Below are 25,510 nucleotides of genomic sequence, written 5' to 3'. Positions count from 1 at the left end.
CCTGCGGCGCCACCTACGAGGACGGCGCCCAGCGGCCGGGCGGGTCGTCGTCGGTGCGGACCCAACCGGTCGGCTCACCGACCTGCAGGACGTCGGTGAGCCACCAGGTGGCATCGGGGTGCCACCCGGCCAGCACGGTCGCGGCCCCGGTGCCGGGTACCTCGACCGGACGGCCGGCGAGGGAGAGCCAGGTGGCCACCGGGACGTGGACACCGTCGACCTGCTCGGCCACGGCGCCCCAGTCCGGGACCAGCCAGTCCCCCACGCGACCCGTGCACCGGTACCAGTCGTGCCGGCGGGCGGCGCTGACCACCAGCGGGTGGCGGGCCACCAGGGACGCCCACCCGGCAGCGTCGCGGATCTCCAGGACGCGGGCGTCCGGCCCGGGGCGCACCGGCCACGTCGTCGCCGTCGGCCAGCCCATCTCGTCCTCGACGAGGTGCAGCCCGACCGGGGTCCGGACCGGTTGGACGACGGCAGGGCCGACCCGGTGGGGGCCCGGCAGCGTCCGGGTGCTGTGCGGAAGTCCGCTGGTGCACGGCGCGGACCACCACATGCCCGTCCAGGCGGCGTCCGGGTCGGCCGGCCGACTGCTGGCCTGGTGCTCATCGGCGGCGGCGCCCACCGCCCAGCCCGCGCCAGGTCAGCCCCGCCCTGGGGGCTGCCGGGTGCCGGGGATGTCGGACAGCGGCCAGTCGACGACGACCTGGTCGGCGGGGTCGGCACCCGCCCACCACCAGGCGTTCGCGGGGTCGGCGACGAGGTCAGCGGCGACCGGCTGCAGCAGCTCGACTGCCCGGGGGTCGGCCAGGGCCACGTCGGTGGGGTCGGGCTCCTGCCCGTAGCGCGCGGAGTCGACGCTGTCGGTCAGCGCTGCCCACAGGAGGCCCGCCGTCGGTTCCGGCCGGTCACGCACGGCGGCCGCCAGCGCGACCCACATGTCGGCGTCGCAGGACGCGTTCGGCGGCCAGGCCCCACCCGCGCCCTGGTGCACCAGCGCCAGGCACAGCCGACGGCCCCGCGGGCCGGCGAGCAGGTCCGTGACGGGGTCGACGAGCACCCGCCGAGTCTGCCGGTCCGCCCTCACATCGAGCTGATCAGCTTCTCCACGCGCTCGTCGACGGACTTGAACGGGTCCTTGCACAGCACGGTGCGCTGCGCCTGGTCGTTGAGCTTCAGGTGCACCCAGTCGACGGTGAAGTCGCGGCGCTTGTCCTGGGCCTTGCGGATGAACTCCCCGCGCAGCTTGGCCCGGGTGGTCTGCGGCGGCACGTTCTTGGCCTCGAAGACCCGGGGGTCGTGGGTGACCCGCTCGACCTGCCCGGCCCGCTCCAGCAGGTAGTACAGGCCCCGGCCGCGGCGGATGTCGTGGTAGGCCAGGTCGAGCTGGGCGACGCGGGCCGAGGACAGGGACAGGTCGTGCTTGGCGCGGTACCGCTCGATGATCGACTGCTTGATGGCCCAGTCGACCTCCCGGTCGACGAGCGAGTGGTCGCCGGTGTCGACGGCCTTGAGGGTGCGGCCCCACAGCTCGAGCATCTGCCGGTGCACCGGGCCCAGACCCTCGCGGTCGACGTACTCGGCGGCCCGGTCGTGGTACTCGGTCTGGATCTCCAGGGCCGACATCTCCCGGCCGTTGGACAGCCGGACCTTGCGGCGGCCGGTGAGGTCGTGGCTGATCTCGCGGATGGCCCGGATCGGGTTCTCCAGCGTCATGTCCCGCACCGGGACGCCGTCCTCGATCATCCGCAGCACCAGGTCGGTGGCGGCCACCTTGAGCAGGGTGGTCGTCTCGCTCATGTTCGAGTCGCCGACGATGACGTGCAGCCGGCGGTAGCGCTCGGCGTCGGCGTGCGGCTCGTCGCGGGTGTTGATGATCGGCCGGGAGCGGGTGGTCGCCGAGGAGACGCCCTCCCAGATGTGCTCGGCGCGCTGGCTGACGCAGTAGACCGCGCCGCGCGGGGTCTGCAGCACCTTGCCGGCGCCGACGACGATCTGCCGGGTGACCAGGAACGGGATGAGCACGTCGGCGAGCCGGGAGAACTCGCCGTGCCGGCCCACGAGGTAGTTCTCGTGGCAGCCGTAGCTGTTGCCGGCGGAGTCGGTGTTGTTCTTGAACAGGTAGATGTCGCCGGTGACGCCCTCGTCGGCCAGCCGCTGCTCGGCGTCGACCAGCAGCCCCTCGAGGATCCGCTCCCCCGCCTTGTCGTGGACGACGAGCTCGGTGAGGTCGTCGCACTCGGCGGTGGCGTACTCGGGGTGGCTGCCGACGTCGAGGTAGAGCCGGGCGCCGTTGCGCAGGAACACGTTCGAGCTGCGGCCCCACGAGACCACCCGCCGGAACAGGTAGCGGGCGACCTCGTCGGGGGAGAGCCGGCGCTGGCCCTCGAAGGTGCACGTGACGCCGTACTCGGTCTCGATGCCGAAGATCCTGCGGTCCACGGGACCGAGCCTAGGCCGGTGTACCGGGATCGGGGTCGACGCCGCCGGCGGTGTCGGGGGCGCCCGGGTCACCGAGCCCCGGCGGGGTGCCGGGGGCCGGCTCGGTCGGGACGGGCGGCGCCGGGGTCTCCTCGGCAGCCGGGGTCGACGCCTCCTCGGCGCCCAGCAGGGTGCGCAGCGCCGCCCCGGTGATCCGCCGGAACGTGCGCTTGGGCCGCGTGCGGTCCAGCACCGCGACCTCGAGCTGCTCGGCCGGGAGGGTCGAGTGCTCGCCGCCGTTGGCCTGGGTGGACGCGCTGGCCGCCGAGAGGGCCGCGACGCCGACCCCCAGGGCGTCGCGCAGCGGCAGCCCGGCGCGGAAGTGCTCGCGCAGGTGGGCGCTGACCGCCTCGGCCTGCCCGCCCATGACGACGAAGTCGGGCTCGTCGACGACCGAGCCGTCGAAGGTGAGCCGGTAGAGCTGGTCGGCCTCGGGGGTGGCGCCGACCTCGGCCACGCAGAGCTCGACCTCGAAGGGCTTCATCTGCTCGGTGAAGATCGACCCGAGGGTCTGGGCGTAGGCGTTGGCCACCACGCGGCCGGTGACGTCGCGGCGGTTGTAGGAGTAGCCGCGGACGTCGGCCAGCCGGACGCCGGCGACCCGCAGGCTCTCGAACTCCGAGTACCGGCCGACCGCGGCGAAGCCGATCCGGTCGTAGATCTCGCCGACCTTGTGCAGCGTCGAGCTGGGGTTCTCGGCGATGAGCAGCACGCCGCCGTCGTAGGTGAGGACGACGACGGAGCGGCCGCGGGAGATGCCCTTGCGGGCGTACTCCGAGCGGTCGCGCATGACCTGCTCGGCGGAGGCGTAGTACGGCATGGTCATGGCTCAGGCCTCCCGGCTCTCGGCGCCGGCGGAGCGGTCGGCGGTGATGGCCGCGGCGACCTCGGCCACCTCGGTGTCGGGCAGCCGGACCGCGCCCTCGGCGTCCACCCGGTAGACGATCGGGTACAGCCGCCGGACCGCGTCGGGGCCACCGGTGGCGGAGTCGTCGTCGGCGGCGTCGTACAGCGCCTCGACCAGGCTGCGGGTGGCCGCCTCGGCGGAGAGGCCGGGCCGCCAGGTCTTCTTCAGCGAGCCGCGGGCGAACAGCGAGCCGGAGCCGACGCTGGCGTAGCCGCGCTCCTCGTAGTTCCCGCCGGTGACGTCGTAGCTGAAGATGCGCCCGGCACGGGCGCCCTCGGCGGCGTCGAGGTCGTAGCCGGCGAACAGCGGGACGACGGCGAGACCCTGCAGGGCGGCGCCGAGGTTGCCGCGGATCATCGCGGCGAGCCGGTTGGCCTTCCCGTCCAGGGAGAGGGTCATCCCCTCGATCTTCTCGTAGTGCTCGAGCTCGACCTGGTAGAGCCGGACCATCTCGATCGCGATGCCCGCGGCGCCGGCGATGCCGATGACCGACCAGGAGTCGGCGGCGTAGACCTTCTCGATGTCGCGGCTGGAGATGAGGTTGCCCATCGTGGCGCGCCGGTCGCCGCCCATGAGGACGCCGCCGTCGTAGGTGGCCGCAACGATGGTGGTGCCGTGCGGTGCCAGGTCGGCCGCGGAGACGGCGGGCACCGGGCGCCTGCCGGGGAGCAGGTCGGGCGCGGTGGCGCCGAGGAAGTCGGTGAACGAGGACCCCACCCGGTCCAGGTAGGCGGGGGTGAACCCGCTCCGTCCGGCGATCTGCTCGCTCACCCGTGCGCCTCCTCCGCCGGCCCGCTCGTGGCGGGCCGATGTGCTGCCGCCGACCCGTGGCCGGGCCGGTCGGTGCTGCGCCGACCGGGCCGGGTGCCCCGTCGGTCTCGTCGATCCGACCCTAGTGGTGGCGTCGCGGTGCAGCCCGTCGCCGGGGGCGCCGCTGCCCCGCTGTGCTCCTCCAGGTACGCGACCGCCGCCCGGAACCGGTGCGGGTCGTCGAGGAACGGGCCAGACCCATGGTGCACCGGCTGCACAGGAGCGCCCGGACCGCGCCGCTGGCGTGCGCGTGGTCCAGGTGCCCAGCGCCCCGTCCCCGCAGCGGTTGCCCCGGGGGCGCGCATCGCGTGGACCTCCGCGCGGGTGAGCCCGTAGCGACGGACGAAGGAGGCCTCGTTCTGCGACCTCCGCCGGCAGACCGCGCCCGCACTCCGGGCAGTCCGTCACGACCAACACGGTCAGTGATCAGATGATCACTGACCGCCCTTCTGCACGTACGATTTCACGAACTCCTCGGCATTCGCCTCGAGCACCCCGTCGATCTCGTCGAGGATGTCGTCGACGTCCTCACCGAGCTTCTCGCGGCGCTCGGTGCCCTCGGCGTCGACGGTGGCCTCGACCTCCTCGGTCTCCTCGCGCGACCGCGTGGCCTTCTGCTGCCCGCCGGTGTCCCTGGTGGCCATCTGATCCTCCGCACTCGAGTGGGTGTGGTGCCCTGCTGCGCAAGCTACCCGCGGGGTGCGACAACCGGGTGTCAGGCCTCCCAGCCACCGAGGTGGCCGTGCAGCCCGTCGGCGAGGGCGTGCAGGCCGGCGATGCGGGCGTCGAAGGCCGGGGACATGGGCGGCTCGGTGACCCGCACGGTCACCTGCCACTGCACCTCGTCGACCCACCGGCCCTCCTCGGCCGCCACCGGGCCGGTCACCTCGTCGCCCGCCCGGCGGGCGGCGCCCGCGGCGAACGCGTCGGCCTGCTCACGGGTCACGAAACCGACCAGGTGCCGGGTCTCCCCCGACACCTCCGGCGCCTCGCCGCCGCTGCGCAGCCGGGCCGCGAGGTCGTCCAGGGCGAGCAGGACGTCAGCCGGCGTGGCGCCGGCCTCCAGCAGGCCGGCGGTGACCAGGTGCCGTCCGAGCGAGGACGTCAGCTGCGGCGGCAGGTCGCCGGACAGCAGGTGCACCTGCAGCGCCGAGAGGACGCGCACCACGGCGGCGATGTCCGTGGGCCGCACCGACCGGGCGGCCGGGCGGCGAGGACGCCGGGGTGGCGCCGGCTCGGGCGCGGCGGGCGCGGGCTCGTCGGGCACGCTCAGGCCCCGGTGATGGTGTCGACCAGCTCCTGGGCGCTGCCGACCCGGCCGAACAGGGCGCCCACGTGGTCGCGGGTGCCCCGCAGCGGCTCCATCGTCGGGACGCGCACCAGCGCCTCCCGGCCCAGGTCGAACACCACCGAGTCCCAGGACGCCGCGGCCACCTGCGCCGGGTAGCGCCGCAGGCACTCCCCGCGGAAGTAGGCCCGGGTGTCCTCCGGCGGCGCCGAGATCGCCGCGGTGACCTCCTCCTCCGTCACCAGCCGCTCCATCGCCCCGCGGGCCACCAGCCGCTGGTACAGGCCCTTGTCCGGCCGGATGTCGGAGTACTGCAGGTCGACCAGGGCCAGCCGGGCATCGCCCCAGCTGAGCCCATCGCGCTGCCGGTACCCCTCGAGCAGGCGCAGCTTCGCCGGCCAGTCGAGCCGGTCGGCGCAGCGCATCGGGTCGATCGCGAGGTCGTCGAGCACCTCGCCCCACCGGGCCAGCACGTCCAGCGTCTGCGGGTCGGTGTCGCCGGTCCGCTCGACGAACGCGCGCGCCCGGGCGAGGTACTCCTGCTGGACCTGCAGCGCCGTCAGCCGGCGGCCGTCCTTGAGCCGGACCTCGTGGGTCAGCGTGGGGTCGTGGCTGACCGACTGCAGCTCGGTGACCGGCTCCTCGATCGACAGGTCCGGGCCCAGGGCCCGCGCCTCGATCATCGCCAGCACCAGCGACGTCGTCCCCACCTTCAGGTAGGTGGACAGCTCGGCGAGGTTCGCGTCGCCGATGATCACGTGCAGCCGGCGGTACTCGTCGGGGTTGGCGTGCGGCTCGTCGCGGGTGTTGATGATCGGCCGCTTGAGCGTGGTCTCCAGGCCGACCTCGACCTCGAAGAAGTCCGCGCGCTGGGAGAGCTGGAAGCCCTGGGTGCGGCCGTCGGTGCCGATGCCGACCCGGCCGGCCCCGGCGAACACCTGGCGGGTCACGAAGAAGGGGATGAGCCCCTTGATGATGTCCAGGAAGGGGGTGCGCCGGTCCATCAGGTAGTTCTCGTGCGCCCCGTAGGACTGGCCCTTGCCGTCGGTGTTGTTCTTGTACAGCTGGATGGGCACGGTGCCGGGCACCCGCGCGGCGCGCAGCGAGGCCTCGGCCATCACCCGCTCCCCCGCCTTGTCCCACAGCACGACGTCGCGCGGGCCGGTCACCTCCGGCGTCGAGTACTCCGGGTGCGCGTGGTCCACGTACAGCCGGGCGCCGTTGGTGAGCACGACGTTCGCCATCCCCGGGTCCTCGTCGGGGTCGTCGTGGTCCAGCGCCCGCGCCGGGGACAGGTCGAACCCGCGGGCGTCGCGCAGCGGGTTCTCCTCCTCGAAGTCCCAGCGCGGACGGCGACGGGGCGCCGCGTCGGCGGGGGCCCAGGCGTTGACCACCTGGCTGGACAGCGTCGTCGGGTTCGCCCCCGGCTGCCCCGGCACCGAGATGCCGTACTCGACCTCGGTGCCCATGACCCGCCGCACGCTCATGCAGCCACCCTATGAGTCGCGGAACGAACCCGTCGTCGTGCCGCCGTCGACCGGGATGAGCACGCACGACGGGAACGGGTAGGACGCCCAGTCCTCGGGGTCGTCGGTGGTGATGTCGAGGCCGACCTCGGCCGGGACCGGTCCGTCGAGGTAGTCGACGGCGGCGGGCCGGCACTGCTCGGCGATCACCGCGCGGGCGGCCCGGTCGGCCGGGAACGGCGTCCCCTCGGGTACGTCGGGGTAGCCGCTGATCTGCTCACCCCAGTGCGGCTCGGAGCAGGGCACCACCGCGTCGTCGGCCGGGTCGCCGGTCAGGCACGCGCGGTAGGCGGCGGTGTCACCGGACTCCAGGGCACCGGCCATCCGGCCCGGGGCCGGCTCGGGCTGCGAGTAGCCGTAGGTGACGTCGCAGGCCACCCAGCGGGCACCCCGCGCCCACTGCTCCGGGGTGGGCAGCACCTGGGTGTAGTTGGTGTAGGACCGGTCGCCGGGCTGGGCGCGCAGGTAGTCGTCGGCGGTGTCGTAGGAGCAGACGTCGTCGTAGGCGTCGCCGAGGTAGCCCTCGTCCAGGTCGTCCTGGGTGGGGTACTCGGCCTCGACGGGCAGGCCGGTGTCCAGCACCGCGGCGGTCTCCCCGGTGTGCCCGTCGCCGCACTCGACGACCTCGGGCACCTCCAGCGGGTCGTAGGCGGACTCGACGGCGTGGCAGGTGCCGACGGCGGGTGCGTCGACCATCGGGTCGTCGCCCGGCGTCGGCGTGGTCACCGGCGCCGGGCTGGCCGAGCCCTCGACGGTCGACGAGCACCCGGCCAGCACCAGGACGGCACCGACCGCCAGCAGCGCCCTCCGCACGGACTACAGGTACTGGCCGGTGTTGGTGGCGGTGTCGATCGCCCGGCCGGCATCGCTGCCCTTGCCGCTGATGAGCGTGCGGATGTACACGATCCGCTCGCCCTTCTTGCCCGAGATGCGCGCCCAGTCGTCGGGGTTGGTGGTGTTCGGGAGGTCCTCGTTCTCCTTGAACTCGTCCACGCACGCCGCCATGAGGTGGCCCACCCGCAGCCCGTCGACGCCGGTCTCCAGGCGGTCCTTGATGGCCATCTTCTTCGCCCGGTCGACGATGTTCTGCAGCATGGCGCCGGAGTTGAAGTCCTTGAAGTACAGGACCTCCTTGTCGCCGTTGGCGTAGGTCACCTCGAGGAAGCGGTTCTCCTCGCTCTCGGTGTACATCCGCTCCACCGTCGACTGGATCATCCCGGCGATGGTCGCCTCGCGGCTGCCCCCGTGCTCGGCCAGGTCGTCGGCGTGGATGGGCAGCGTCGTCGTCAGGTACTTGGTGAAGATGTCGCGGGCGGCCTCGGCGTCCGGGCGCTCGATCTTGATCTTCACGTCGAGACGGCCCGGCCGCAGGATCGCCGGGTCGATCATGTCCTCGCGGTTGGAGGCGCCGATGACGATGACGTTCTCCAGGCCCTCGACGCCGTCGATCTCGCTGAGCAGCTGCGGCACGATCGTGGACTCCACGTCGGAGCTCACCCCGGTGCCGCGGGTGCGGAAGATCGAGTCCATCTCGTCGAAGAACACGATGACCGGCGCGCCCTCGCTGGCCTTCTCGCGGGCCCGCTGGAAGACCAGCCGGATGTGCCGCTCGGTCTCGCCGACGTACTTGTTCAGCAGCTCGGGGCCCTTGATGTTGAGGAAGTAGGACCGCGCGCGGGTCGCCTCCTCGGCGCCGTGCGCCACGGCGATCTGCTTGGCGAGCGAGTTCGCGACCGCCTTGGCGATCAGCGTCTTCCCGCACCCGGGCGGGCCGTAGAGCAGGATGCCCTTGGGCGGGCGCAGCTCGTAGGTCTTGAACAGGTCCTTGTGCAGGAACGGCATCTCGACGGCGTCGCGGATCTGCTCGATCTGCCGCGACAGCCCGCCGATGTCGCCGTAGTCGATGTCGGGGACCTCCTCCAGGATCAGCTCCTCGACCTCGCTCTTGGGGATGCGCTCGTAGACGAACCCCGAGCGGGACTCCAGCAGCAGGGAGTCACCGGCCCGCAGCTTCTGCCCGGCGAGGGAGTCGGCGAGGGAGACCACGCGCTCCTCGTCGGTGTGCCCGACCACCAGCGCGCGGGGCGCCTGGCCCTCGATCGGCTCCAGCAGCTCCTTGAGCATCACCACGTCGCCGGAGCGCTCGAAGCCGCGCGCCTCGACGACGTTCATGGCCTCGTTGAGCATCAGCTCCTGGCCGTACTGCAGGCCCTCGACGTCGACCGCCGGCGACACCGACACCCGCAGCTTGCGGCCCCCGGTGAACACGTCGACCGTGCCGTCGTCGAACCGGCCCAGGAAGACGCCGTAGCCCGACGGGGGCTGGCCCAGCCGCTCGATCTCCTCCTTGAGCTGCACCAGCTGGTCGCGGGCGCCGCGCAGGGTCTCGCTGAGCTTGTCGTTGCGCTCGGAGAGGAAGGCCGCGCGCCCCTCGGCCTCGGCGACCCGCTCCTCGAGCGCCCGCACCTGGCGCGGGCTGTCGGACACCTTGCGGCGCAGGAGGCCGATCTCCTCCTCCAGGTAGCTGATCTGGCTCACCAGCGAGGCGACGTCACGATCACGCCGCGCCCGGAACTCATCAGGCCCGAGAGAACCCATCACGCACCTCCGCACACGTCAGGGGCTGCCGAGCCGTCACTGTATCCACGCGGTGCGACAGAACGCCCGCGCCGCCGGACCTCCCCGTGACGGGCGCGCAACGGCTCACCCCACCCGCCCGGTGCGCCTCAGAAGCGGCGTACCTTGCGCGCGCGCAGCGGGGCGACGGCGCCCTCGGCCAGCCGCCGGCAGGTGACCAGGAAGGCCGTGTGGGCCACCATCCGGTGCTCGGGCCGCACGGCCAGGCCCTCGGCGTGCCAGGGACGGTTCATCGACTCCCAGGCGTAGGGCTCGGTCCAGCACGCCTGGGCCCGCAGCGCCTCCACGTAGCTGGACAGCTGGGTCGTGGTGGCCACGTAGCCGATCAGCACCCCGCCCGGGCGCAGCGCCGCCGCGACCGTGGGGAGCACCGCCCAGGGCTCGAGCATGTCCAGCACCACGCGGTCGACGGTCTCGCTCGCCGGGTGCTGGTCCAGGTCGCCCAGCCGCAGCGACCAGTTGGCCGGCACCTCCTTGAGGAAGGTCTCCACGTTGCCCCGGGCGACGTCGAGGAAGTCCTCGCGCCGCTCGTAGCTGGTCAGGTGCCCGGTGCTGCCCACCGCGCGCAGCAGCGAGCACGACAGCGCGCCCGACCCCGCGCCGGCCTCGAGCACGCGCATGCCGGGCCCGATGTCGCCGAACCCGACGATCTGCGCGGCGTCCTTGGGGTAGATGACCTGGGCACCGCGCGGCATGGACAGCACGAAGTCGGCCAGCAGCGGCCGGAAGGCCAGGTAGCCGGTGTTGTTCGTCGAGTGCACCACCGACCCCTCGGGCGCACCGATGAGGTGGTCGTGCTCGATGGCGCCCTTGTGGGTGTGGAACTGCTTGCCCGGGGTCAGGACGACGGTGTGCATGTTGCCCTTGGGGTCGGTCAGCTGCACCCGGTCCCCGACCTCGAAGGCCCCGTCGACGGGCTCCCGCGGGGGGAGGGCGGGGGCGGCGGGCTGGTCGGGCTGGGGTTCCACGTCCGACGAGACTACGGAGCGGGTCGGTGCGGCCGTTCTGTCGTACCCGGCACCTACCGTTGCCACCATGACGACGACGGAGCTGGCGATGGACGTCACCGACCCCGCGGCCGACCCGGCCGACCAGCGGACGACGGCGGCCGACACCACCCCGCGCCGGCCCTCCCTGTCCCCCTCCCGCGCGGCCGACTTCAAGACCTGCCCGCTGCTCTACCGCTTCCGCACCATCGACCGGCTGCCCGAGCGCAAGTCCCGCGCCGCGGTCCGGGGCACCCTGGTGCACGCCGTCCTGGAGCGCCTCTACGACCTGCCCCAGCCCGAGCGCACGGTCGCCGCGGCCCGCGAGCTGGTCGAGCCCGCCTGGGCGGAGCTGCGCGAGGAGCCCGGGGTGGCCGAGCTGTTCGAGCCCGGCGAGGGCGAGCCCGCCGCGGAGAGCCTGGAGGCCTGGCTGGCCTCCGCCGGGGCGCTGGTGGAGACCTACTTCCGGCTCGAGGACCCGACCCGCATCCAGCCGCACGGCCGCGAGGAGCTGGTCGAGGTCACCCTGCCCGACGGCCTGCTGCTGCGCGGCTACGTCGACCGCCTGGACGTCGCCCGCAACGGCGCGCTGCGGGTGGTCGACTACAAGACCGGCGGCATGCCGCGGGAGGCCTTCGAGGCCAAGGCGCTGTTCCAGATGAAGTTCTACGCGCTGGTGCTCTGGCGCACCCGGGGCGTGGTCGCCGCCCAGCTCAAGCTCATCTACCTCAAGGACGGCGACGTCCTCACCTACGCCCCCGACGAGGCCGAGCTGCTGCGCTTCGAGCGCACCCTGCAGGCGATCTGGGCGGCGATCGGCAAGGCGGTGGAGACCGGCGACTTCCGGCCCAACCGCAGCCGGCTGTGCAGCTGGTGCGACCACCAGGCGTTCTGCCCGTCCTTCGGCGGCACTCCGCCGCCGTTCCCCGCCGAGGCCGCGGCCGCCGCGGGCTGGCGCACCACCCTGCCGGTCGAGGTGGTCGGCTGAGGGCGGGTCAGACGACGGCCGGGTCCGCCAGCCCGGCGAGGTCGGCGACCCCGATGCCGACCAGGGTGTCGCCGACGGTCAGGCCCGGTGTGCTGGGCAGCTCCTGGCCGTGCGGCACGACGAGCACGCGGCAGCCCGCGGCGAGCCCGGCCCGGCTGCCGGTGTGCGAGTCCTCCACGACCACGCACTCGGCTGCCGAGAGCCCGAGGGCGGCCAGCGCCTGCAGGTAGGGCGCCGGGTCGGGTTTGAGGGCCGGTACCTCGTCGCCGCACACGGTCACCTCGAACGGCTCCGTGCCCAGGTCGGCGCGCAGGTGCCCCAGCACCAGCTCCACCAGCGGGCGGTAGGTGGTGGTGACCAGGGCGGTGCGCACCCCGGAGGCCAGGCACTCGGTGAGCAGCTCCCGGGCGCCGGGCTGCCAGGTGACCGACCGGGCCATGAGCGCGGTGACCCGGCCCAGCACCCACTCGGCGTCCTGCCGGGCCTGCGCGGGTGTGCGCTGCACCCCGACGTCCCGGCGCACGATCTCCATGGCGCCGTCCAGGTCCACCCCGGCGGTCGAGGCGAGCGCGGCGGCCGAGACGGCACCGCCCCAGCCGGCGGCGAGCTCGGCGAGCGCCTCGTCCCAGTACTGCTCGGTCGCCAACAGGGTGCCGTCCATGTCGAAGAGCACGGCCTGCAGGGTCGTCGGGGGCACGGGGGTCCTTCCGGTCACTCGTCCTCGGTCCGGTAGCCCAGGTTGGGCGCCAGCCACTTCTCCGCCTCGGCCACCGTCCAGCCCTTGCGGGCGGCGTAGTCGGCGACCTGGTCGCGGCCCAGCCGCCCCAGCACGAAGTACTGGGACTGCGGGTGGGAGAAGTACAGCCCGCTGACCGCCGCGCCGGGCCACATCGCCATCGACTCGGTCAGCCGCACCCCGATGGCGTCCTCGACGTCGAGGAGGCGCCAGATGGTCTGCTTCTCGGTGTGCTCGGGGCACGCCGGGTAGCCGGGCGCGGGCCGGATGCCACGGTACTTCTCCGCGATCAGCGCCTCGCCGTCCAGGTCCTCGTCGGGGGCGTAGCCCCAGAACTCGGTGCGCACCCGCTCGTGCAGCCGCTCGGCGAAAGCCTCGGCCAGCCGGTCGGCCAGCGCCTCGAGCATGATCGCCGAGTAGTCGTCCAGCGCCGCCTTGAACTCGGCGACCTTGGCCTCCGAGCCCAGCCCGGCGGTCACCGCGAAGGCCCCGACGTGGTCGCGCAGGCCGGTCGAGGCGGGCGCGATGAAGTCCGCCAGCGACTTGCGCGCCGAGCCGTCACGGCCCTCGCCCTGCTGGCGGAGGTGGTGGAGGGTGGCGGCCACCTGGGTGCGGTCGTCGTCGGCGTAGACGGTGATGTCCTCGACGCCGTCCACCCGGTCGGCCGGGAAGAGGCCCACGACGCCGGCGGCGCGCAGCCACTTCTCCTCGACGACCCGGTCGAGCATCGCGTTGGCGTCCTCGTACAGCCGCCGGGCGGCCTCGCCGGTCGCCGGGTTGTTGAGGATGTCGGGGAACCGGCCGCGCATCTCCCAGGCGTTGAAGAACGGCTGCCAGTCGATGTAGTCGCGCAGCTCGGCCAGCGGGTAGTCGGTGAAGACCCGGGTGGTCTGGGTGACGTGGCCGCCGCGGTGGTCGCAGGACGGCCCGGCGCACGCGTCGTGGGCCTGGCGGGCCAGCAACCGCGGGCGGGGCGGCCGGTAGTCGGTCCAGTCGATGGCCGGGGCGGCGGCCCGTGCGGCGGCCAGCGGCAGCAGCGTGCGGGTGTCCTCGCGGGCGGCGTGCCGCTCGCGCAGCGCGTCGTACTCGGCCTCGGTGCTCTGCAGCAGTCCCGGCCGCTGCTCGTCCGACAGCAGCGCCGCGACGACGGGCACCGACCGCGACGCGTCCTTCACCCAGATCACGGGGCCGTGGTAGCGCTGGTCGACCTTGACGGCGGTGTGCGCGCGGGAGGTGGTGGCGCCGCCGATCATCAGCGGGATGTCGAAGCCCTGCCGCTCCATCTCGGTGGCGAAGCCGACCATCTCGTCCAGCGACGGCGTGATGAGCCCGGACAGCCCGATGACGTCGGCGCCGTGCTCCTTGGCGGCGTCCAGGATCTTCTGCGCCGGCACCATGACGCCGAGGTCGACGACGTCGTAGTTGTTGCACTGCAGGACCACGCCGACGATGTTCTTGCCGATGTCGTGGACGTCGCCCTTGACCGTGGCCATGACCACCGTGCCGTTGCTGCGGCCGGCGTCCCCCGGCTGCTTCTCCGCCTCGATGTGCGGCACCAGGTGCGCCACGGCCTTCTTCATCACGCGGGCGCTCTTGACCACCTGCGGCAGGAACATCTTGCCGGCGCCGAACAGGTCGCCGACGACGTTCATGCCGTCCATCAACGGACCCTCGATGACCTCGATCGGCCGGCCGCCGCGGGCGGCGATCTCCAGCCGCAGCTCCTCGGTGTCGCTCTCGGCGAACTCGTCGATGCCCTTGACCAGCGCGTGGGTGATCCGCTCCCCCACCGGCAGCGACCGCCACTCCTCGGTGGCGACCTCCCGGGCGGCGCCGTCCCCGGCGAAGTCCCCGGCAATCTCCAGCAGCCGCTCGGTGGCGTCGGGCCGGCGGGCCAGGACGACGTCCTCGATCCGCTCGCGGAGCTGCGCCGGCACCTCGTCGTAGACCTCGAGCGCGCCGGCGTTGACGATGCCCATGTCCATGCCGGCGCGGATGGCGTGGAACAGGAACACCGCGTGGATGGCCTCGCGGACCTTGTTGTTGCCGCGGAAGCTGAACGACACGTTGGAGACCCCGCCGGACACCAGCGCGCCGGGCAGGTTGGCCTTGATCCAGGCGGTGGCCTCGATGAAGTCCAGGCCGTAGCGGGCGTGCTCCTCGATGCCGGTGGCCACGGCGAAGACGTTCGGGTCGAAGATGATGTCCTCGGCCGGGAAGCCGACCTGGTCCACCAGCACGTCGTAGGCCCGCCGGCAGATCTGCTGCCGCCGCTGCAGGGTGTCGGCCTGGCCCTGCTCGTCGAAGGCCATGACGACGACGGCGGCGCCGTGCTTGCGGCACAGCCGCGCCTGCCGGACGAACTCCTCCTCGCCGTTCTTCAGCGAGATGGAGTTGACGACCGCCTTGCCCTGCACGCACTTGAGGCCGGCCTCGATGACCTCCCACTTGGAGGAGTCGACCATCGTGGGCACCCGGCTGATGTCGGGCTCGGAGGCGATGAGCTTGACGAAGCGGTCCATCGCCGCGACGCCGTCGATCATGCCCTCGTCCATGTTGACGTCGATGACCTGCGCGCCGGCCTCGACCTGCTGGCGCGCCACGGCCAGGGCCGCCGGGTAGTCCCCGGCCTTGATCAGGTTCCGGAAGCGGGCCGACCCGGTGATGTTGGTCCGCTCGCCGACGTTGACGAACAGCGACTCCGGGACGACGACCAGCGGCTCCAGGCCCGACAGCCGCAGCGCCGGCCCCACCTCGGCCGGGGTCCGCGGCGCCAGGCCCTCGACGGCGCCGGCGATCGCGGCGATGTGCGCCGGGGTGGTGCCGCAGCAGCCGCCGACGAGGTTGACGAACCCGGCCTCGGCGAACTCCCGCAGCACCGCGGCGGTTTCGTCGGGTGCCTCGTCGTACTCGCCGAAGGCGTTGGGCAGCCCGGCGTTCGGGTAGCAGGAGACGAAGGTGTCCGCGACGCGGGAGAGCTCGGCGATGTAGGGCCGCATCTCGGCCGCGCCCAGCGCGCAGTTCAGCCCGACCAGCAGCGGCCGGACGTGCCGGACGGAGTTCCAGAACGCCTCGGTGACCTGGCCGGAGAGGGTGCGCCCGGAGGCGTCGGTAATGGTCCCGGAGATCATCACCGGCCAGCGGCGGCCGCGGTCCTCGAACAGCGACTCCAGCGCGAAGATCGCCGCCTTGGCGTTGAGCGTGTCGAAGACGGTCTCGACCAGCAGGACGTCGGCCCCGCCGTCCACCAGGCCCTCGGCCTGCTCGCGGTAGGCCTCGACCAGTTCGTCGAAGGTGACGTTGCGGGCGCCGGGGTCGTTGACGTCGGGGCTGATGGACGCCGTCCGGCTGGTGGGCCCGATGGCGCCGACGACGAACCGCGGCTTCTCCGGGGTGGCGACGGCGTCGGCGGCCTCGCGGGCGAGCCGGGCGCTGGCCACGTTGAGCTCGTAGGCCAGGGCGGACATGCCGTAGTCGGCCAGGGAGACGGCCGTGGCGTTGAAGGTGTTGGTCTCCAGCAGGTCCGCGCCGGCGGCCAGGTACTCGTCGTGGATGGCCCGGATGATCTGCGGCTGGGTGAGGGAGAGCAGGTCGTTGTTGCCCTGCACCTCGGTGGGCCAGTCGGCGAACCGCTCGCCGCGGTAGCCGGCCTCGTCGGGCCGGTCGCGCTGGATGGCGGTGCCCATCGCGCCGTCGAGGACGAGGATCCGCTGGGCCAGCAGGGCACGCAGCTGCTCGGTGGCGTCGGGACGGACGGCGGGGGTCTCGGGCACGGGATCCTCACGGGCGGGGTCAACGGGAGCTGCTCGCGCGGGGGCGAGCCAGCAGCGTTGCGGGGCTCCGCGGTGCGACCGGTCGTCGTCCATGGTCGCACGCCGGGCCGGTCGGACGGCGCAGCAGCGCGGGCGACGTAGGCTCGGTCGGGTGATCGACCACGGCCCCTCCGATCTGCCCCGCCTGACCGACCCCGTCGTCGTGGTCGCCTTCGAGGGCTGGAACGACGCCGGGGACGCCGCGACCGGCGCGCTGGAGCACCTGGAGCTCATCTGGGACGCCGAGCCGCTGGCCGCGCTGGACCCCGAGGACTACTACGACTTCCAGGTCAACCGCCCCACCGTGAACCTCGTCGACGGCGTCAGCCGCCGGATCGAGTGGCCCACCACCCGCATCTCCGTGGCCCGGCGGCCCGCCGGCGGCGAGCGCGACGTCGTCCTGGTGCGCGGCATCGAGCCCAACATGCGCTGGCGCGGGTTCTGCGCCGAGCTGATCGGCATCCTCACCGAGCTCGACGTCAGCACGGTGGTGGCCCTGGGCGCGCTGCTGGCCGACACCCCGCACACCCGGCCCACCCCGGTGACCGGCTCGGCCTACGACGAGGAGTCCGCCCGCACCTGGGGCCTGGAGACGTCGAAGTACTCCGGCCCGACCGGCATCCTCGGCGTGTTCCAGGACGCCTGCGTGCAGGCCGGCCTGCCGGCGGTGAGCTTCTGGGCCGCCGTCCCGCACTACGTCTCCCAGCCGCCCTCCCCCCAGGCGACCGTCGCGCTGCTGCACCGGGTCGAGGAGGTCCTCGAGGTCACCGTCCCGATGGAGGGGCTGACCGAGCAGGCCGCGCAGTGGGTGAAGACCGTCGACGAGATGGCCGCCGACGACGACGAGGTCGTGGAGTACGTGCGGGCGCTGGAGGAGAAGGCCACCGAGACCGACCTGGCCGACGCCGACGGCGACCAGATCGCGCGCGAGTTCGAGCGCTACCTCAAGCGCCGCGACCGCGGGTAGCTCACCCCGCCCAGGTGATCATGGGGTTGTCGCCGAGCGACACGCCGCGGCCGGCGTGTCCGGTGGCCACAACCCCATGATCACCGCCGCAGTGGGTCCGGGCGGTCAGGGCAGCAGAGGGCGCATCAGGTTGGTGGCGTCGGCGCCGAAGAGGCGGTCGTGGGTGGTGAGGGCGTAGCGGTCGGTCATGCCGGTGACGTGGTCGACGACCTGCGTCATCGTGTCGGCATCCGCGTCGCGGTAGCTGTCGGGGATCTGCTCGGGGTGGGCCAGGTAGTGCTCCACCAGCCGGCGGATCACGTCGATGGCCACGTGCTTCTGCCCGGCGGCGACCTCCGAGCCGTAGACCCGCTCGAACATGAACGCCCGCAGCTCGTGCATGGCCTCCAGCGGCCCGGGGGCCATGACCACCCGGCCGCCGTCGGCCAGGCTCCCGGCGACCACCGCGTCGATCATCGCGCCGACCATCTGGCTGCCCGGCTCGCCGAACACCTCCCGCGCCCGCGCCGGCAGGTCACCGGGTTCCAGCACCCCGGCCCGGACGGCGTCCAGCGCGTCGTGGGACAGGTAGCCGATCCGGTCGGCGTAGCGCACGCACTCGGCCTCGCGGGTGGTCGGCGGCGGGTCGATCTTCCAGCTGTGCGCCCGCACCCCGTCGCGGACCTCCCAGGTGAGGTTGAGGTCCTCCAGTCGCTCCACGATGCGCACGCCCTGCGCGGCGTGGTGCCAGCCGCCCGGGACGTAGGGGTCCAGCGCCTCCTCGCCGATGTGCCCGAACGGCGAGTGCCCGACGTCGTGGCCCAGCGCGATCGCCTCGGCGAGGGTCTCGTTGAGCCCCAGCGCCGCGGCCAGCGACCGGGCCACCTGGGTGACCTGCAGCGTGTGGGTCAGCCGGGTGACGAAGTGGTCGCCGTCGGGGTGCAGGAAGACCTGCGTCTTGTGCTTGAGCCGCCGGAAGGCCTTGGCGTGCAGGATGCGGTCGCGGTCGCGCTCGTACGCCGTCCGCAGCGGGTCCTCGGGCTCCGGCCGGGCCCGGCCCCGCCCGGCGGTGGACCGGGCGGCCCCGGGCGCGAGCTGCTGCTCGGCCTGCTCGCGGGCGGCCCGGTCGGTGAGCCGGAACGTGGCCACCGGGGCTACAGGGCGATGCCGAGGAGGGCGTCGACGGCGTCGCGGACGACGTCGGGCGCGCCCTCGTCCTGCTCGGCGACCTCGCCGCCGGCCAGGGTCGCGGTGGCCCAGGCGTCCAGGGCGGCGATCGCGCCGGGCGAGTCGAGGTCGTCGGCCAGCCGCTCGCGGACGGCGCCCAGCACCTCGGCGGCGCAGGCACCCGACCGGCGGCTGACCGCCTCCCGCCAGGTGGCCAGCCGGCGCTCGGCGGCCTCCAGCAGGTCGGGGGTCCAGGCCCGGTCGGTGCGGTAGTGGCCGCTCAGCAGCGCCAGCCGGATCGCCATCGGGTCGACGCCGTCGCCGCGCAGCCGGGAGACGAACACCAGGTTGCCCCGGCTCTTGCTCATCTTCTCGCCGTCCAGGCCGATCATCGCGGCGTGCACGTAGGCCTGCGCGAAGGGCTTGGTGCCGGTGAGCGCCTCGGCGTGCACCGCGGAGAACTCGTGGTGCGGGAAGACCAGGTCGCTGCCGCCGCCCTGCACGTCGAAGCCCATGCCGATGGTGCCCAGCGCGATGGAGGCGCACTCGACGTGCCAGCCGGGCCGGCCGGCGACGCCCTGCGGGCCGGGCCAGGACGGCTCGCCCTCGCGGGCCCCGCGCCACAGCAGGGGGTCGAGCCGGTTGCGCTTGCCGGGCCGGTCGGGGTCTCCGCCGCGCTCGGCGGAGAACCGCAGCATGGTGGGCTCGTCGTAGCCGCTCTCCCCGCCGAAGCCGGGGGCCTGCGCGATGTCGTGGTAGACGTCGCCGGTGCCGTCGTCGAGGGTGTAGGCCAGGCCCGCGGCCTGCAGCTCCTCGACGTGGGCGACGATCTGCGGGATGGCCTCGACGGCGCCCACGTAGTCCTCGGGCGGGAGCACCCGCAGCGCCGTCATGTCCTCGCGGAACAGCGCGGTCTCGCGCATGCCGAGCACGATCCAGTCCTCGCCGTCGCGGTTCGCCCGCTCGAAGAGCGGGTCGTCGACGTCGGTGACGTTCTGCACGTAGTGCACCGCGTGGCCCAGGTCGCGCCAGAGCCGGTTGACCAGGTCGAAGGCCAGGTAGGTGGCGGCGTGCCCCAGGTGGGTGGCGTCGTAGGGCGTGATGCCGCAGACGTACATCTTCGCCACGGGGCCCGGCTCGGTCTGCACGACCTCGCGGCGCGCGGTGTCGTGCAACCGCAGGGCGGGGCCGTTCCCGGGCAGGGAGGGCAGGAGGGGGGCGGGCCAGCTGAGCACGACCCGAGCCTACGGCGGGGGTCCGACAGCGGAGATCAGAAGGGCGGCCAGGGCAGCGCCGGCCAGTCGCCGCTGGGCTCGGGGTGCCGGCCGGTGCGCAGCAGGTCGGCCACCCGCTGCTGGGTGCGCCGGACCTCGGTGCGGGTCAGGTGCTCGTGCAGCTGCTCCCCCAGGTCGTCGCGCAGCTGGTCCTGCAGGCGCTCGAGCACCTCGACCGCCTCGGCGGTGAGCGGCTGGCCGGCCCAGCGCCACAGCAGGGTGCGCAGCTTGGGGTCGGGCGAGAAGCAGATGCCGTGGTCGACGCCGTACACGTGGCCGTCGGCGGTCGGGATCATGTGGCCGCCCTTGCGGTCGGCGTTGTTGACCACCGCGTCGAACACCGCCATCCGGCGCAGCGCCGGGTGGTCGCGCCGGACGAACGTCGTCATCTCCACCGTGGGGTCGGCGTGCTGCCAGAGCTGCACCATGCCGGGGCCGAACGGGCCGTCGCGCAGCACGGTCGGCGGCACCACCCGCCAGCCGGTGGCCTCGGAGACGAGGTAGGCGCTGATCTCCCGGCCGGCGAGGGTGCCGTCGGGGAAGTCCCAGAGCGGCCGCTCGCCGCGGACGGGCTTGTAGACGCACTCCCCCGCCAGCTCCGGGGTCCGGATCGCCCCGATCAGGGTGACGTTCGAGGCGTCGAGCAGCCGGCCCTCGAGGTCGAGCTCGCCGTCCAGCAGCAGGGTGCGGGCCTCGGCGTCGCCGACCGGGGAGCGCCGGTCGCCGTGGTCGAAGGCCAGGCCCTCCACCTCGCGGGTCCCCTCGTCGTCCTCGAGGTCGTCCTCGAGCTCGTCGTCGTCCTCGGCGAGGTCGTCGAGCTCGCCGTCGAGGAAGGCGTCCACCAGCTCGTCCCCCGTCCGCGGCTCGGGTCCGGTCAGCGCCGGTACCCGTTCTGCCGCGGGCAGACGTGGCCCGTGGGGTCCAGCGGCATCGAGCACAGCGGGCACGACGGCCGGCCGGCCGAGACCACCCGGCGGGCGCGGGCGACGAACCCGCGGGCCGCGGCGGGGGTGATGACCACCCGCAGCGCGTCGGGGCCCTCGTCGGAGTCGGACAGGATCGCGTCCTCGTCGATGGGCTCCTCGCCGGCAGCGACGGCCTCCACGACGACGGCCTGCGCCTCGCCGTCCCAGGCCAGACCCATCGCCGCGACGCGGAACTCCTCGTCCACGGGGGCGGTCAGCGGGTCGAGGTCGTCGACGTCGGCGTCCGGGGGGACGACGGTGGTGGCGCGGGTGGCGATCTCGTCGAGCAGCTCGCTCATCCGCTCGGCGAGCACCTCGACCTGCGACTTCTCCAGCGCGACGCTGATGACCCGGCCGGCCTCGTCCGAGGCCTGCAGGTAGAAGGTGCGGTCCCCGGGCTGGCCGACGGTGCCCGCGACGAAGCGGACGGGGCGTTCGAAGAGGAAGACCTGGCGTGGCACGGCGACGAGGTTACGCGCCGGAGGGGCCCGCGCCCCCGCCCACGACGGCGTCCGAGGAGGCCTTGCGGGGACGACGCCCGCGCTTCCTGGGCGGGATCAGCCCGCTGACGTCACCGCCGGTGTCGTTGACCCGCAGCACGAACGGCCGGGTGTCGGTGTAGTTGACCACCGAGATCGAGGCGGGGTCGGCGACGATGCGCTGGAAGGAGTCCAGGTGCATCCCGTAGGCGTCGGCCAGGACGGCCTTGATGACGTCGCCGTGGGTGCAGGCCAGCCAGACGGCGTCGGGGCCCAGCGTCGCGTTCCACTCCCGGACGGCGGCGACGGCGCGGGCCTGGGTGTGCGCCAGCGGCTCGCCCTCGGGGCCGGGGAACACCGCGGCGGAGGGGTGCTGCTGCACCACCTTCCACATGGGCTCCTTGAGCAGCTCCTTGATCGGCCGGCCGGTCCAGTCGCCGTAGCGGCACTCCCCCAGCCGGTCGTCGGTCTGCAGCTCGAGCTCCCGGCCGGCGACGACGGCGCCGGCGGTCTGCCGGCAGCGCTCCAGCGGGCTGGACACCACCGCGGCCAGCGGGACGGCGGCCAGCCGGGCGCCGACCGCGGCGACCTGCTCCTGGCCCTTCTCGTCCAGCCGGACGCCGGGGCTCCACCCGGCCAGCACCCCGGCGGCGTTCGCCGTCGTCCGGCCGTGGCGCAGGAGGATGACAGTGGTCATCCCTGGAGGTTAGGGCGTGAGCAGCCCGGCGCCGACCGCGGCGAGCAGCAGCAGGCCCAGCACCACCCGGTAGACCACGAAGGGGGTGAAGGTGCCGCGCTCGAGGTAGCGCAGCAGCCAGGCGATGACCGCGAGCCCGACGCCGAAGGCGATGACGGTGGCCACGACCGTCGGGCCCCACTCGATCCGGCCGCCGGCCGTGCCGCCGGTGAAGGCCTCGTAGGCCTGGAAGAACCCCGACCCGAGGACGGCGGGGATGGCCAGCAGGAACGAGTAGCGGGCGGCCGCGGCGCGGCTGTAGCCGAGGAACAGGCCCATGGTGATCGTGCCGCCCGAGCGGGACACGCCCGGGACGAGCGCGGCGGCCTGGGCGAGGCCGTAGAGGATGCCGTGCTTGACGGTGAGGTCGGTGAGCGTGCGCTGCTTGGACCCGATGCGGTCGGCGAAGTAGAGGACCAGGGAGAACACGACGAGCGCGATGGCGATGATCCGCAGGTCGCGGAACGTGGTCTCGATGGCGTCCTGGAACAGCAGGCCCAGGACGACGATCGGGACCGACCCGATGATGATCAACCAGCCCATCCGGGCGTCGGGCTCGGCGCGCAGCTCCTTGTCCTTCAGCGACAGCACCCAGGTCCGGATGATCGACCAGATGTCGTGCCGGAAGTACAGGAGCACGGCCAGCTCGGTGCCGATCTGGGTGATGGCGGTGAACGCCGCACCGGGGTCGTCCCAGCCGAAGACCGAGCCCACCACCCGCAGGTGCGCACTGGAGGAGATCGGCAGGAACTCGGTGAGGCCCTGCACGAGCCCGAGGACGACGGCTTCAACCCAACCCACGGGGCGGCAGCCTACGGTCCGGACCTCCGGGGTCCCGGTAGGTTGACCCCTCGTGGAACAGCGGGCGTTGGGGCGCAGCGGCCTGGTGGTCTCCCGGTTGGCACTGGGCACCATGACCTGGGGCCGGGACACCGACGAGGACGAGGCCGCGATGCAGCTGACGGCCTTCGTCGACGCCGGCGGCACGCTGGTGGACACCGCCGACGTGTACGCCGACGGCGAGTCCGAGCGGACCCTGGGCCGGCTGCTGGCCGACGTCGTCCCGCGGGACGACGTGCTGGTGGCGACCAAGGCCGTGGGCCGCACGCGCACCGGAGCGATGGGCCGCGGCGCGTCGCGCGGGCACCTGCTCTCGGCGCTGGACGCCTCGCTCGAGCGGCTCGGCCTGGACCACGTCGACCTGTGGCAGCTGCACTCCTGGGACGAGCACACCCCGCTCGAGGAGACCCTCGCCGCGCTGGACACCGCGGTCAGCAGCGGCCGCACCCGCTACGTCGGCGTGAGCAACTTCACCGGCTGGCAGACCGCCCAGGCGGCCACCTGGCAGCGGGCGTGGCCCGGCCGCGCGCCCATCGTGAGCAGCCAGGTCGAGTACTCGCTGCTGCAGCGCGGCATCGAGCGCGAGGTCGTCCCGGCCGCCGAGGCGCTGGAGATCGGGCTGCTGCCCTGGTCGCCGCTGGGCCGCGGCCTGCTCACCGGCAAGTACCGGCACAGCACACCCAGCGACAGCCGTGGCGCGTCGGCCCAGTGGTCGCCGTTCGTCGACGGTCTGCGCTCCAAGGACACCGACCGGGTGGTCGAGGCGGTCTGCACCGCCGCGCAGGGCCTGCACACCGTGCCGCTGGCCGTGGCGCTGGCCTGGTTGCGCGACCGGCCCGGCGTCGTCGCCCCCGTCGTCGGCGCCCGGACGGCGGCCCAGCTGCAGGTCAGCCTGGACGCCGAGGACGTCACCCTCCCCGCCGCGATCCGCTTCGCCCTGGACGAGGTGTCCGCGCCGCACACCTCGTACCCCGACCGCCGTCCCGGATGAGCTCGCCCGACGTCTTCGCCGCCTTCTGCGCCGCCGGGCTCTGGCCCGGGCTGGGCAAGCGCGCGGCCGCCGAGCTGCCCGGCGCCGGCATCACCACGCCGGAGCAGGTGACCGCCGACCACCTGGTCAAGCTGCCCCGCGTCGGCCGCCAGCGCGCCGAGCGGCTGTTCTCCTCGTTCCTGTCGGCGGCGCCGGCCTACGAGGTCGTCGAGATGCTGGTCGCCGCCGGGCTGCCGGCCAAGCTCGCCGCCGGGGTGGGCGACGTCCTCGGGCCCGACGCCGGCCGCCGGCTGCGCGACGACCCCTGGCGCCTGCTGCTGATGAACCAGGTCTCCCTCGCCGACGCCGACCGGCTGGCCATCGCCGTCCTCAACGGCGCCGACCGGCAGGACAGCCGTCGCGGCCGGGCGCTGGTCGCGCTGACCCTGCGCACCGCCAGCCGCGACGGGCACACCGTGCTGCCGGTGGACCGGGTGGTCTCCGCGCTGCGCAGCGAGGGCGTGGAGGACGTCGCCGCCGCGGTGCTGGCCGCCGTCGACTCCGGGGACGTGCTGGAGCACGAACCCCCGTTCGACCCGGAGTCCGACGAGGAGCCGGACCCGGCACTGCGCACGCTGAGCCTGGCCCGCTACGGCATGGCCGAGGACGCGGTCGCCGAGGGCATCGCCCGCCTGGCCGCCACCGCCGAGCCCATCGCGCCGGCCAGTGCGGTCAAGGCCGTGGCGAAGGGGCTGGACCCGGCGCAGAAGCAGGCCGTCGAGCAGGTGCTCTCGGCCGGTGTCTCGCTGCTGACCGGCGGGCCGGGCACCGGCAAGAGCCGCACGGTCGCCAGCGTGGTCAAGCTGCTGCAGAGCAAGGACGTCGAGATCGCGCTGGCCGCCCCGACCGGTCGCGCGGCCAAGCGGCTGGAGGAGCTGACCGACCACCCGGCGACCACCGTGCACCGGCTGCTGGGTGCGCAGGGCATGACCGGCGGCTTCTCCCGCAACGAGGAGTGGCCGCTGGACGCCGACGTCGTCGTGGTCGACGAGGCCTCGATGCTCGACGTCGAGCTCACCGCGGCCCTGCTGGAGGCCTGCCCCGAGGGCACCCACCTGCTGCTGGTCGGGGACCCCGCGCAGCTGCCCTCGATCGGCCCGGGCCACGTGCTCGGCGACCTCATCGACTCCGGCGCCGTCCCGGTGACCGAGCTGACCACCCTGCACCGGCAGGCCGCCGGTGGCGCGATCGCCAAGCTGGCCACCGGCGTCCGCGGCGGCGAGCTGCCGCAGGTGGAGTCCGAGGACCGCGAGGTGGTCGTCGTCCCGGCGCAGGGCAGCGGCGAGGCCGCCCGCCGGGTGGTGCAGCTGGTCACCGACTCCATCCCGCGCGTGCTGGGCATCGACCCGGCCACCGTGCAGGTGGTGACGCCGGTGCACCGCGGGCCGGCCGGCACCATCGAGCTGAACAAGGCGCTCAAGGCACAGCTCAACCCGGGCGACGGCACGGTGTGGGGCTTCGACGTCGGCGACCGCGTGGTGGCCACCGCCAACCACCTGGACCTCGAGCCGGTCGGGTTCGCCAACGGCGAGGTCGGCGTGGTCACCGGCACCGGCGACGGCACCCTGTCGGTCGACTTCAGCTCCGGCCCGTGCACGGTGCCCACCTCGGCGCTGGGCGACCTCAAGCACGGCTGGGCGATCACCGTGCACCGCGCGCAGGGGTCGGAGTGGCCCGGCGTCGTGGTGGTGCTGCCGCCCGAGGCGGGCGGGATGCTGTCGCGGCCGCTGGTCTACACCGCGCTCACCCGTGCGCAGCGGCACCTGTCGATCGTGCACGCCAGCGGCGCCGCCCTGGCGAGGGCGGTGCGCGAGGTCGACGTCCAGCCACGCCGCACCCGGCTGGCCGCGCTCCTCCGCGAGCACCTCGACGCGTAGCGCACCCCGGCCGACCCGGGCGAAA

The 25,510-nt window shown here is 73.7% G+C and carries 24 protein-coding genes; 4 read left to right on the top strand and 20 right to left on the bottom strand.

Annotated features, from left to right (window positions below):
• Positions 1-13: 13 nt before the first annotated feature.
• From BM158_RS15125 to BM158_RS15070, 12 genes are all read right to left on the bottom strand, one after another.
• The gene (locus BM158_RS15125) at positions 14-424 is read right to left on the bottom strand and encodes a hypothetical protein (protein WP_131802060.1); all 411 of its coding nucleotides are present in this window, start codon (positions 422-424) and stop codon (positions 14-16) included.
• 219 nt (positions 425-643) lie between these two features.
• Positions 644-1,060, bottom strand: coding sequence for a hypothetical protein (locus BM158_RS15120; RefSeq protein ID WP_091560650.1), 417 nt, complete (start codon positions 1,058-1,060; stop codon positions 644-646).
• 23 nt (positions 1,061-1,083) lie between these two features.
• Entirely contained in the window at positions 1,084-2,442 is a 1,359-nt protein-coding gene (pafA, locus tag BM158_RS15115) for a Pup--protein ligase (protein ID WP_091560647.1), read from the bottom strand.
• Positions 2,443-2,452: 10 nt separating this feature from the next.
• Positions 2,453-3,307, bottom strand: coding sequence for a proteasome subunit alpha (gene prcA, locus BM158_RS15110; RefSeq protein WP_091560643.1), 855 nt, complete (start codon positions 3,305-3,307; stop codon positions 2,453-2,455).
• A 3-nt stretch (positions 3,308-3,310) separates the two neighbouring features.
• Positions 3,311-4,159 carry a proteasome subunit beta gene (prcB, locus tag BM158_RS15105; RefSeq protein WP_091560639.1) on the bottom strand — a complete coding sequence of 283 codons (849 nt, stop codon included), beginning with the start codon at positions 4,157-4,159 and terminating at the stop codon, positions 3,311-3,313.
• A 121-nt stretch (positions 4,160-4,280) separates the two neighbouring features.
• A complete protein-coding gene (locus tag BM158_RS22860; RefSeq protein WP_165628952.1) occupies positions 4,281-4,589 on the bottom strand; it encodes an endonuclease domain-containing protein in 309 nt (102 codons plus the stop codon).
• A gap of 43 nt (positions 4,590-4,632) precedes the next feature.
• Positions 4,633-4,842, bottom strand: coding sequence for a ubiquitin-like protein Pup (locus BM158_RS15095; RefSeq protein WP_091560633.1), 210 nt, complete (start codon positions 4,840-4,842; stop codon positions 4,633-4,635).
• Positions 4,843-4,913: 71 nt separating this feature from the next.
• Entirely contained in the window at positions 4,914-5,465 is a 552-nt protein-coding gene (locus BM158_RS15090) for a ribonuclease E inhibitor RraB (protein WP_091560629.1), read from the bottom strand.
• A gap of 2 nt (positions 5,466-5,467) precedes the next feature.
• Entirely contained in the window at positions 5,468-6,973 is a 1,506-nt protein-coding gene (gene dop / locus BM158_RS15085) for a depupylase/deamidase Dop (RefSeq protein ID WP_091560626.1), read from the bottom strand.
• A 9-nt stretch (positions 6,974-6,982) separates the two neighbouring features.
• The gene (locus BM158_RS15080) at positions 6,983-7,825 is read right to left on the bottom strand and encodes a septum formation family protein (protein WP_091560622.1); all 843 of its coding nucleotides are present in this window, start codon (positions 7,823-7,825) and stop codon (positions 6,983-6,985) included.
• A 3-nt stretch (positions 7,826-7,828) separates the two neighbouring features.
• Complete coding sequence (gene arc, locus BM158_RS15075; protein WP_229827380.1) at positions 7,829-9,550, bottom strand: proteasome ATPase; 1,722 nt, start codon at positions 9,548-9,550, stop codon at positions 7,829-7,831.
• 188 nt (positions 9,551-9,738) lie between these two features.
• Positions 9,739-10,617 carry a tRNA (adenine-N1)-methyltransferase gene (locus BM158_RS15070; RefSeq protein ID WP_229827381.1) on the bottom strand — a complete coding sequence of 293 codons (879 nt, stop codon included), beginning with the start codon at positions 10,615-10,617 and terminating at the stop codon, positions 9,739-9,741.
• Between the two features lie 67 nt (positions 10,618-10,684).
• On the opposite strand from BM158_RS15070, the gene BM158_RS15065 reads away from it, so the two are divergent.
• Positions 10,685-11,623: a RecB family exonuclease gene (locus BM158_RS15065; protein WP_165628951.1), complete on the top strand. Its 939-nt coding sequence runs from the start codon at positions 10,685-10,687 to the stop codon at positions 11,621-11,623.
• 7 nt (positions 11,624-11,630) lie between these two features.
• On the opposite strand, the gene BM158_RS15060 is transcribed toward BM158_RS15065, so the two are convergent.
• Together BM158_RS15060 and metH are read right to left on the bottom strand one after the other, a co-directional pair.
• Entirely contained in the window at positions 11,631-12,320 is a 690-nt protein-coding gene (locus BM158_RS15060) for an HAD family hydrolase (protein WP_229827382.1), read from the bottom strand.
• Positions 12,321-12,334: 14 nt separating this feature from the next.
• Complete coding sequence (gene metH / locus BM158_RS15055) at positions 12,335-16,132, bottom strand: methionine synthase (protein WP_229827383.1); 3,798 nt, start codon at positions 16,130-16,132, stop codon at positions 12,335-12,337.
• Between the two features lie 151 nt (positions 16,133-16,283).
• Here metH and BM158_RS15050 point away from each other — a divergent pair, with 151 nt between their 5' ends.
• Positions 16,284-17,138: a PAC2 family protein gene (locus tag BM158_RS15050; protein WP_278247577.1), complete on the top strand. Its 855-nt coding sequence runs from the start codon at positions 16,284-16,286 to the stop codon at positions 17,136-17,138.
• Between the two features lie 105 nt (positions 17,139-17,243).
• Here BM158_RS15050 and BM158_RS15045 read toward each other — a convergent pair whose 3' ends face one another.
• The 6 genes from BM158_RS15045 to BM158_RS15020 are packed head-to-tail and all read right to left on the bottom strand — an operon-like array spanning position 17,244 to position 22,539.
• Positions 17,244-18,266, bottom strand: a complete 1,023-nt coding sequence (locus BM158_RS15045; RefSeq protein WP_091560603.1) for an HD domain-containing protein — start codon at positions 18,264-18,266, stop codon at positions 17,244-17,246.
• A gap of 5 nt (positions 18,267-18,271) precedes the next feature.
• Positions 18,272-19,519: a cysteine--1-D-myo-inosityl 2-amino-2-deoxy-alpha-D-glucopyranoside ligase gene (mshC, locus tag BM158_RS15040; protein ID WP_091560600.1), complete on the bottom strand. Its 1,248-nt coding sequence runs from the start codon at positions 19,517-19,519 to the stop codon at positions 18,272-18,274.
• A 35-nt stretch (positions 19,520-19,554) separates the two neighbouring features.
• Positions 19,555-20,400: an SCO1664 family protein gene (locus BM158_RS15035; RefSeq protein WP_229827384.1), complete on the bottom strand. Its 846-nt coding sequence runs from the start codon at positions 20,398-20,400 to the stop codon at positions 19,555-19,557.
• Between the two features lie 32 nt (positions 20,401-20,432).
• On the bottom strand, positions 20,433-20,984 hold the full coding sequence (locus BM158_RS15030) for a DUF3090 family protein (protein WP_091560597.1): 552 nt from the start codon (positions 20,982-20,984) through the stop codon (positions 20,433-20,435).
• A gap of 10 nt (positions 20,985-20,994) precedes the next feature.
• Positions 20,995-21,699 carry a histidine phosphatase family protein gene (locus BM158_RS15025; RefSeq protein ID WP_091560593.1) on the bottom strand — a complete coding sequence of 235 codons (705 nt, stop codon included), beginning with the start codon at positions 21,697-21,699 and terminating at the stop codon, positions 20,995-20,997.
• Positions 21,700-21,708: 9 nt separating this feature from the next.
• Positions 21,709-22,539, bottom strand: a complete 831-nt coding sequence (locus BM158_RS15020; protein WP_091560589.1) for an undecaprenyl-diphosphate phosphatase — start codon at positions 22,537-22,539, stop codon at positions 21,709-21,711.
• 52 nt (positions 22,540-22,591) lie between these two features.
• Here BM158_RS15020 and BM158_RS15015 point away from each other — a divergent pair, with 52 nt between their 5' ends.
• Positions 22,592-23,569, top strand: coding sequence for an aldo/keto reductase (locus tag BM158_RS15015; RefSeq protein ID WP_091560586.1), 978 nt, complete (start codon positions 22,592-22,594; stop codon positions 23,567-23,569).
• Complete coding sequence (locus BM158_RS15010) at positions 23,566-25,485, top strand: AAA family ATPase (protein ID WP_091560583.1); 1,920 nt, start codon at positions 23,566-23,568, stop codon at positions 25,483-25,485. Before BM158_RS15015 ends, BM158_RS15010 begins: the two co-directional genes overlap by 4 nt.
• Positions 25,486-25,510 lie beyond the last annotated feature (25 nt).

The organism is Klenkia taihuensis (assembly GCF_900112525.1).
Classification (GTDB): Bacteria; Actinomycetota; Actinomycetes; order Mycobacteriales; family Geodermatophilaceae; genus Klenkia; species Klenkia taihuensis.
The sequence above is the reverse complement of the archived record's forward strand: the minus strand, read 5'-3'. Positions and strand labels throughout refer to the sequence as shown.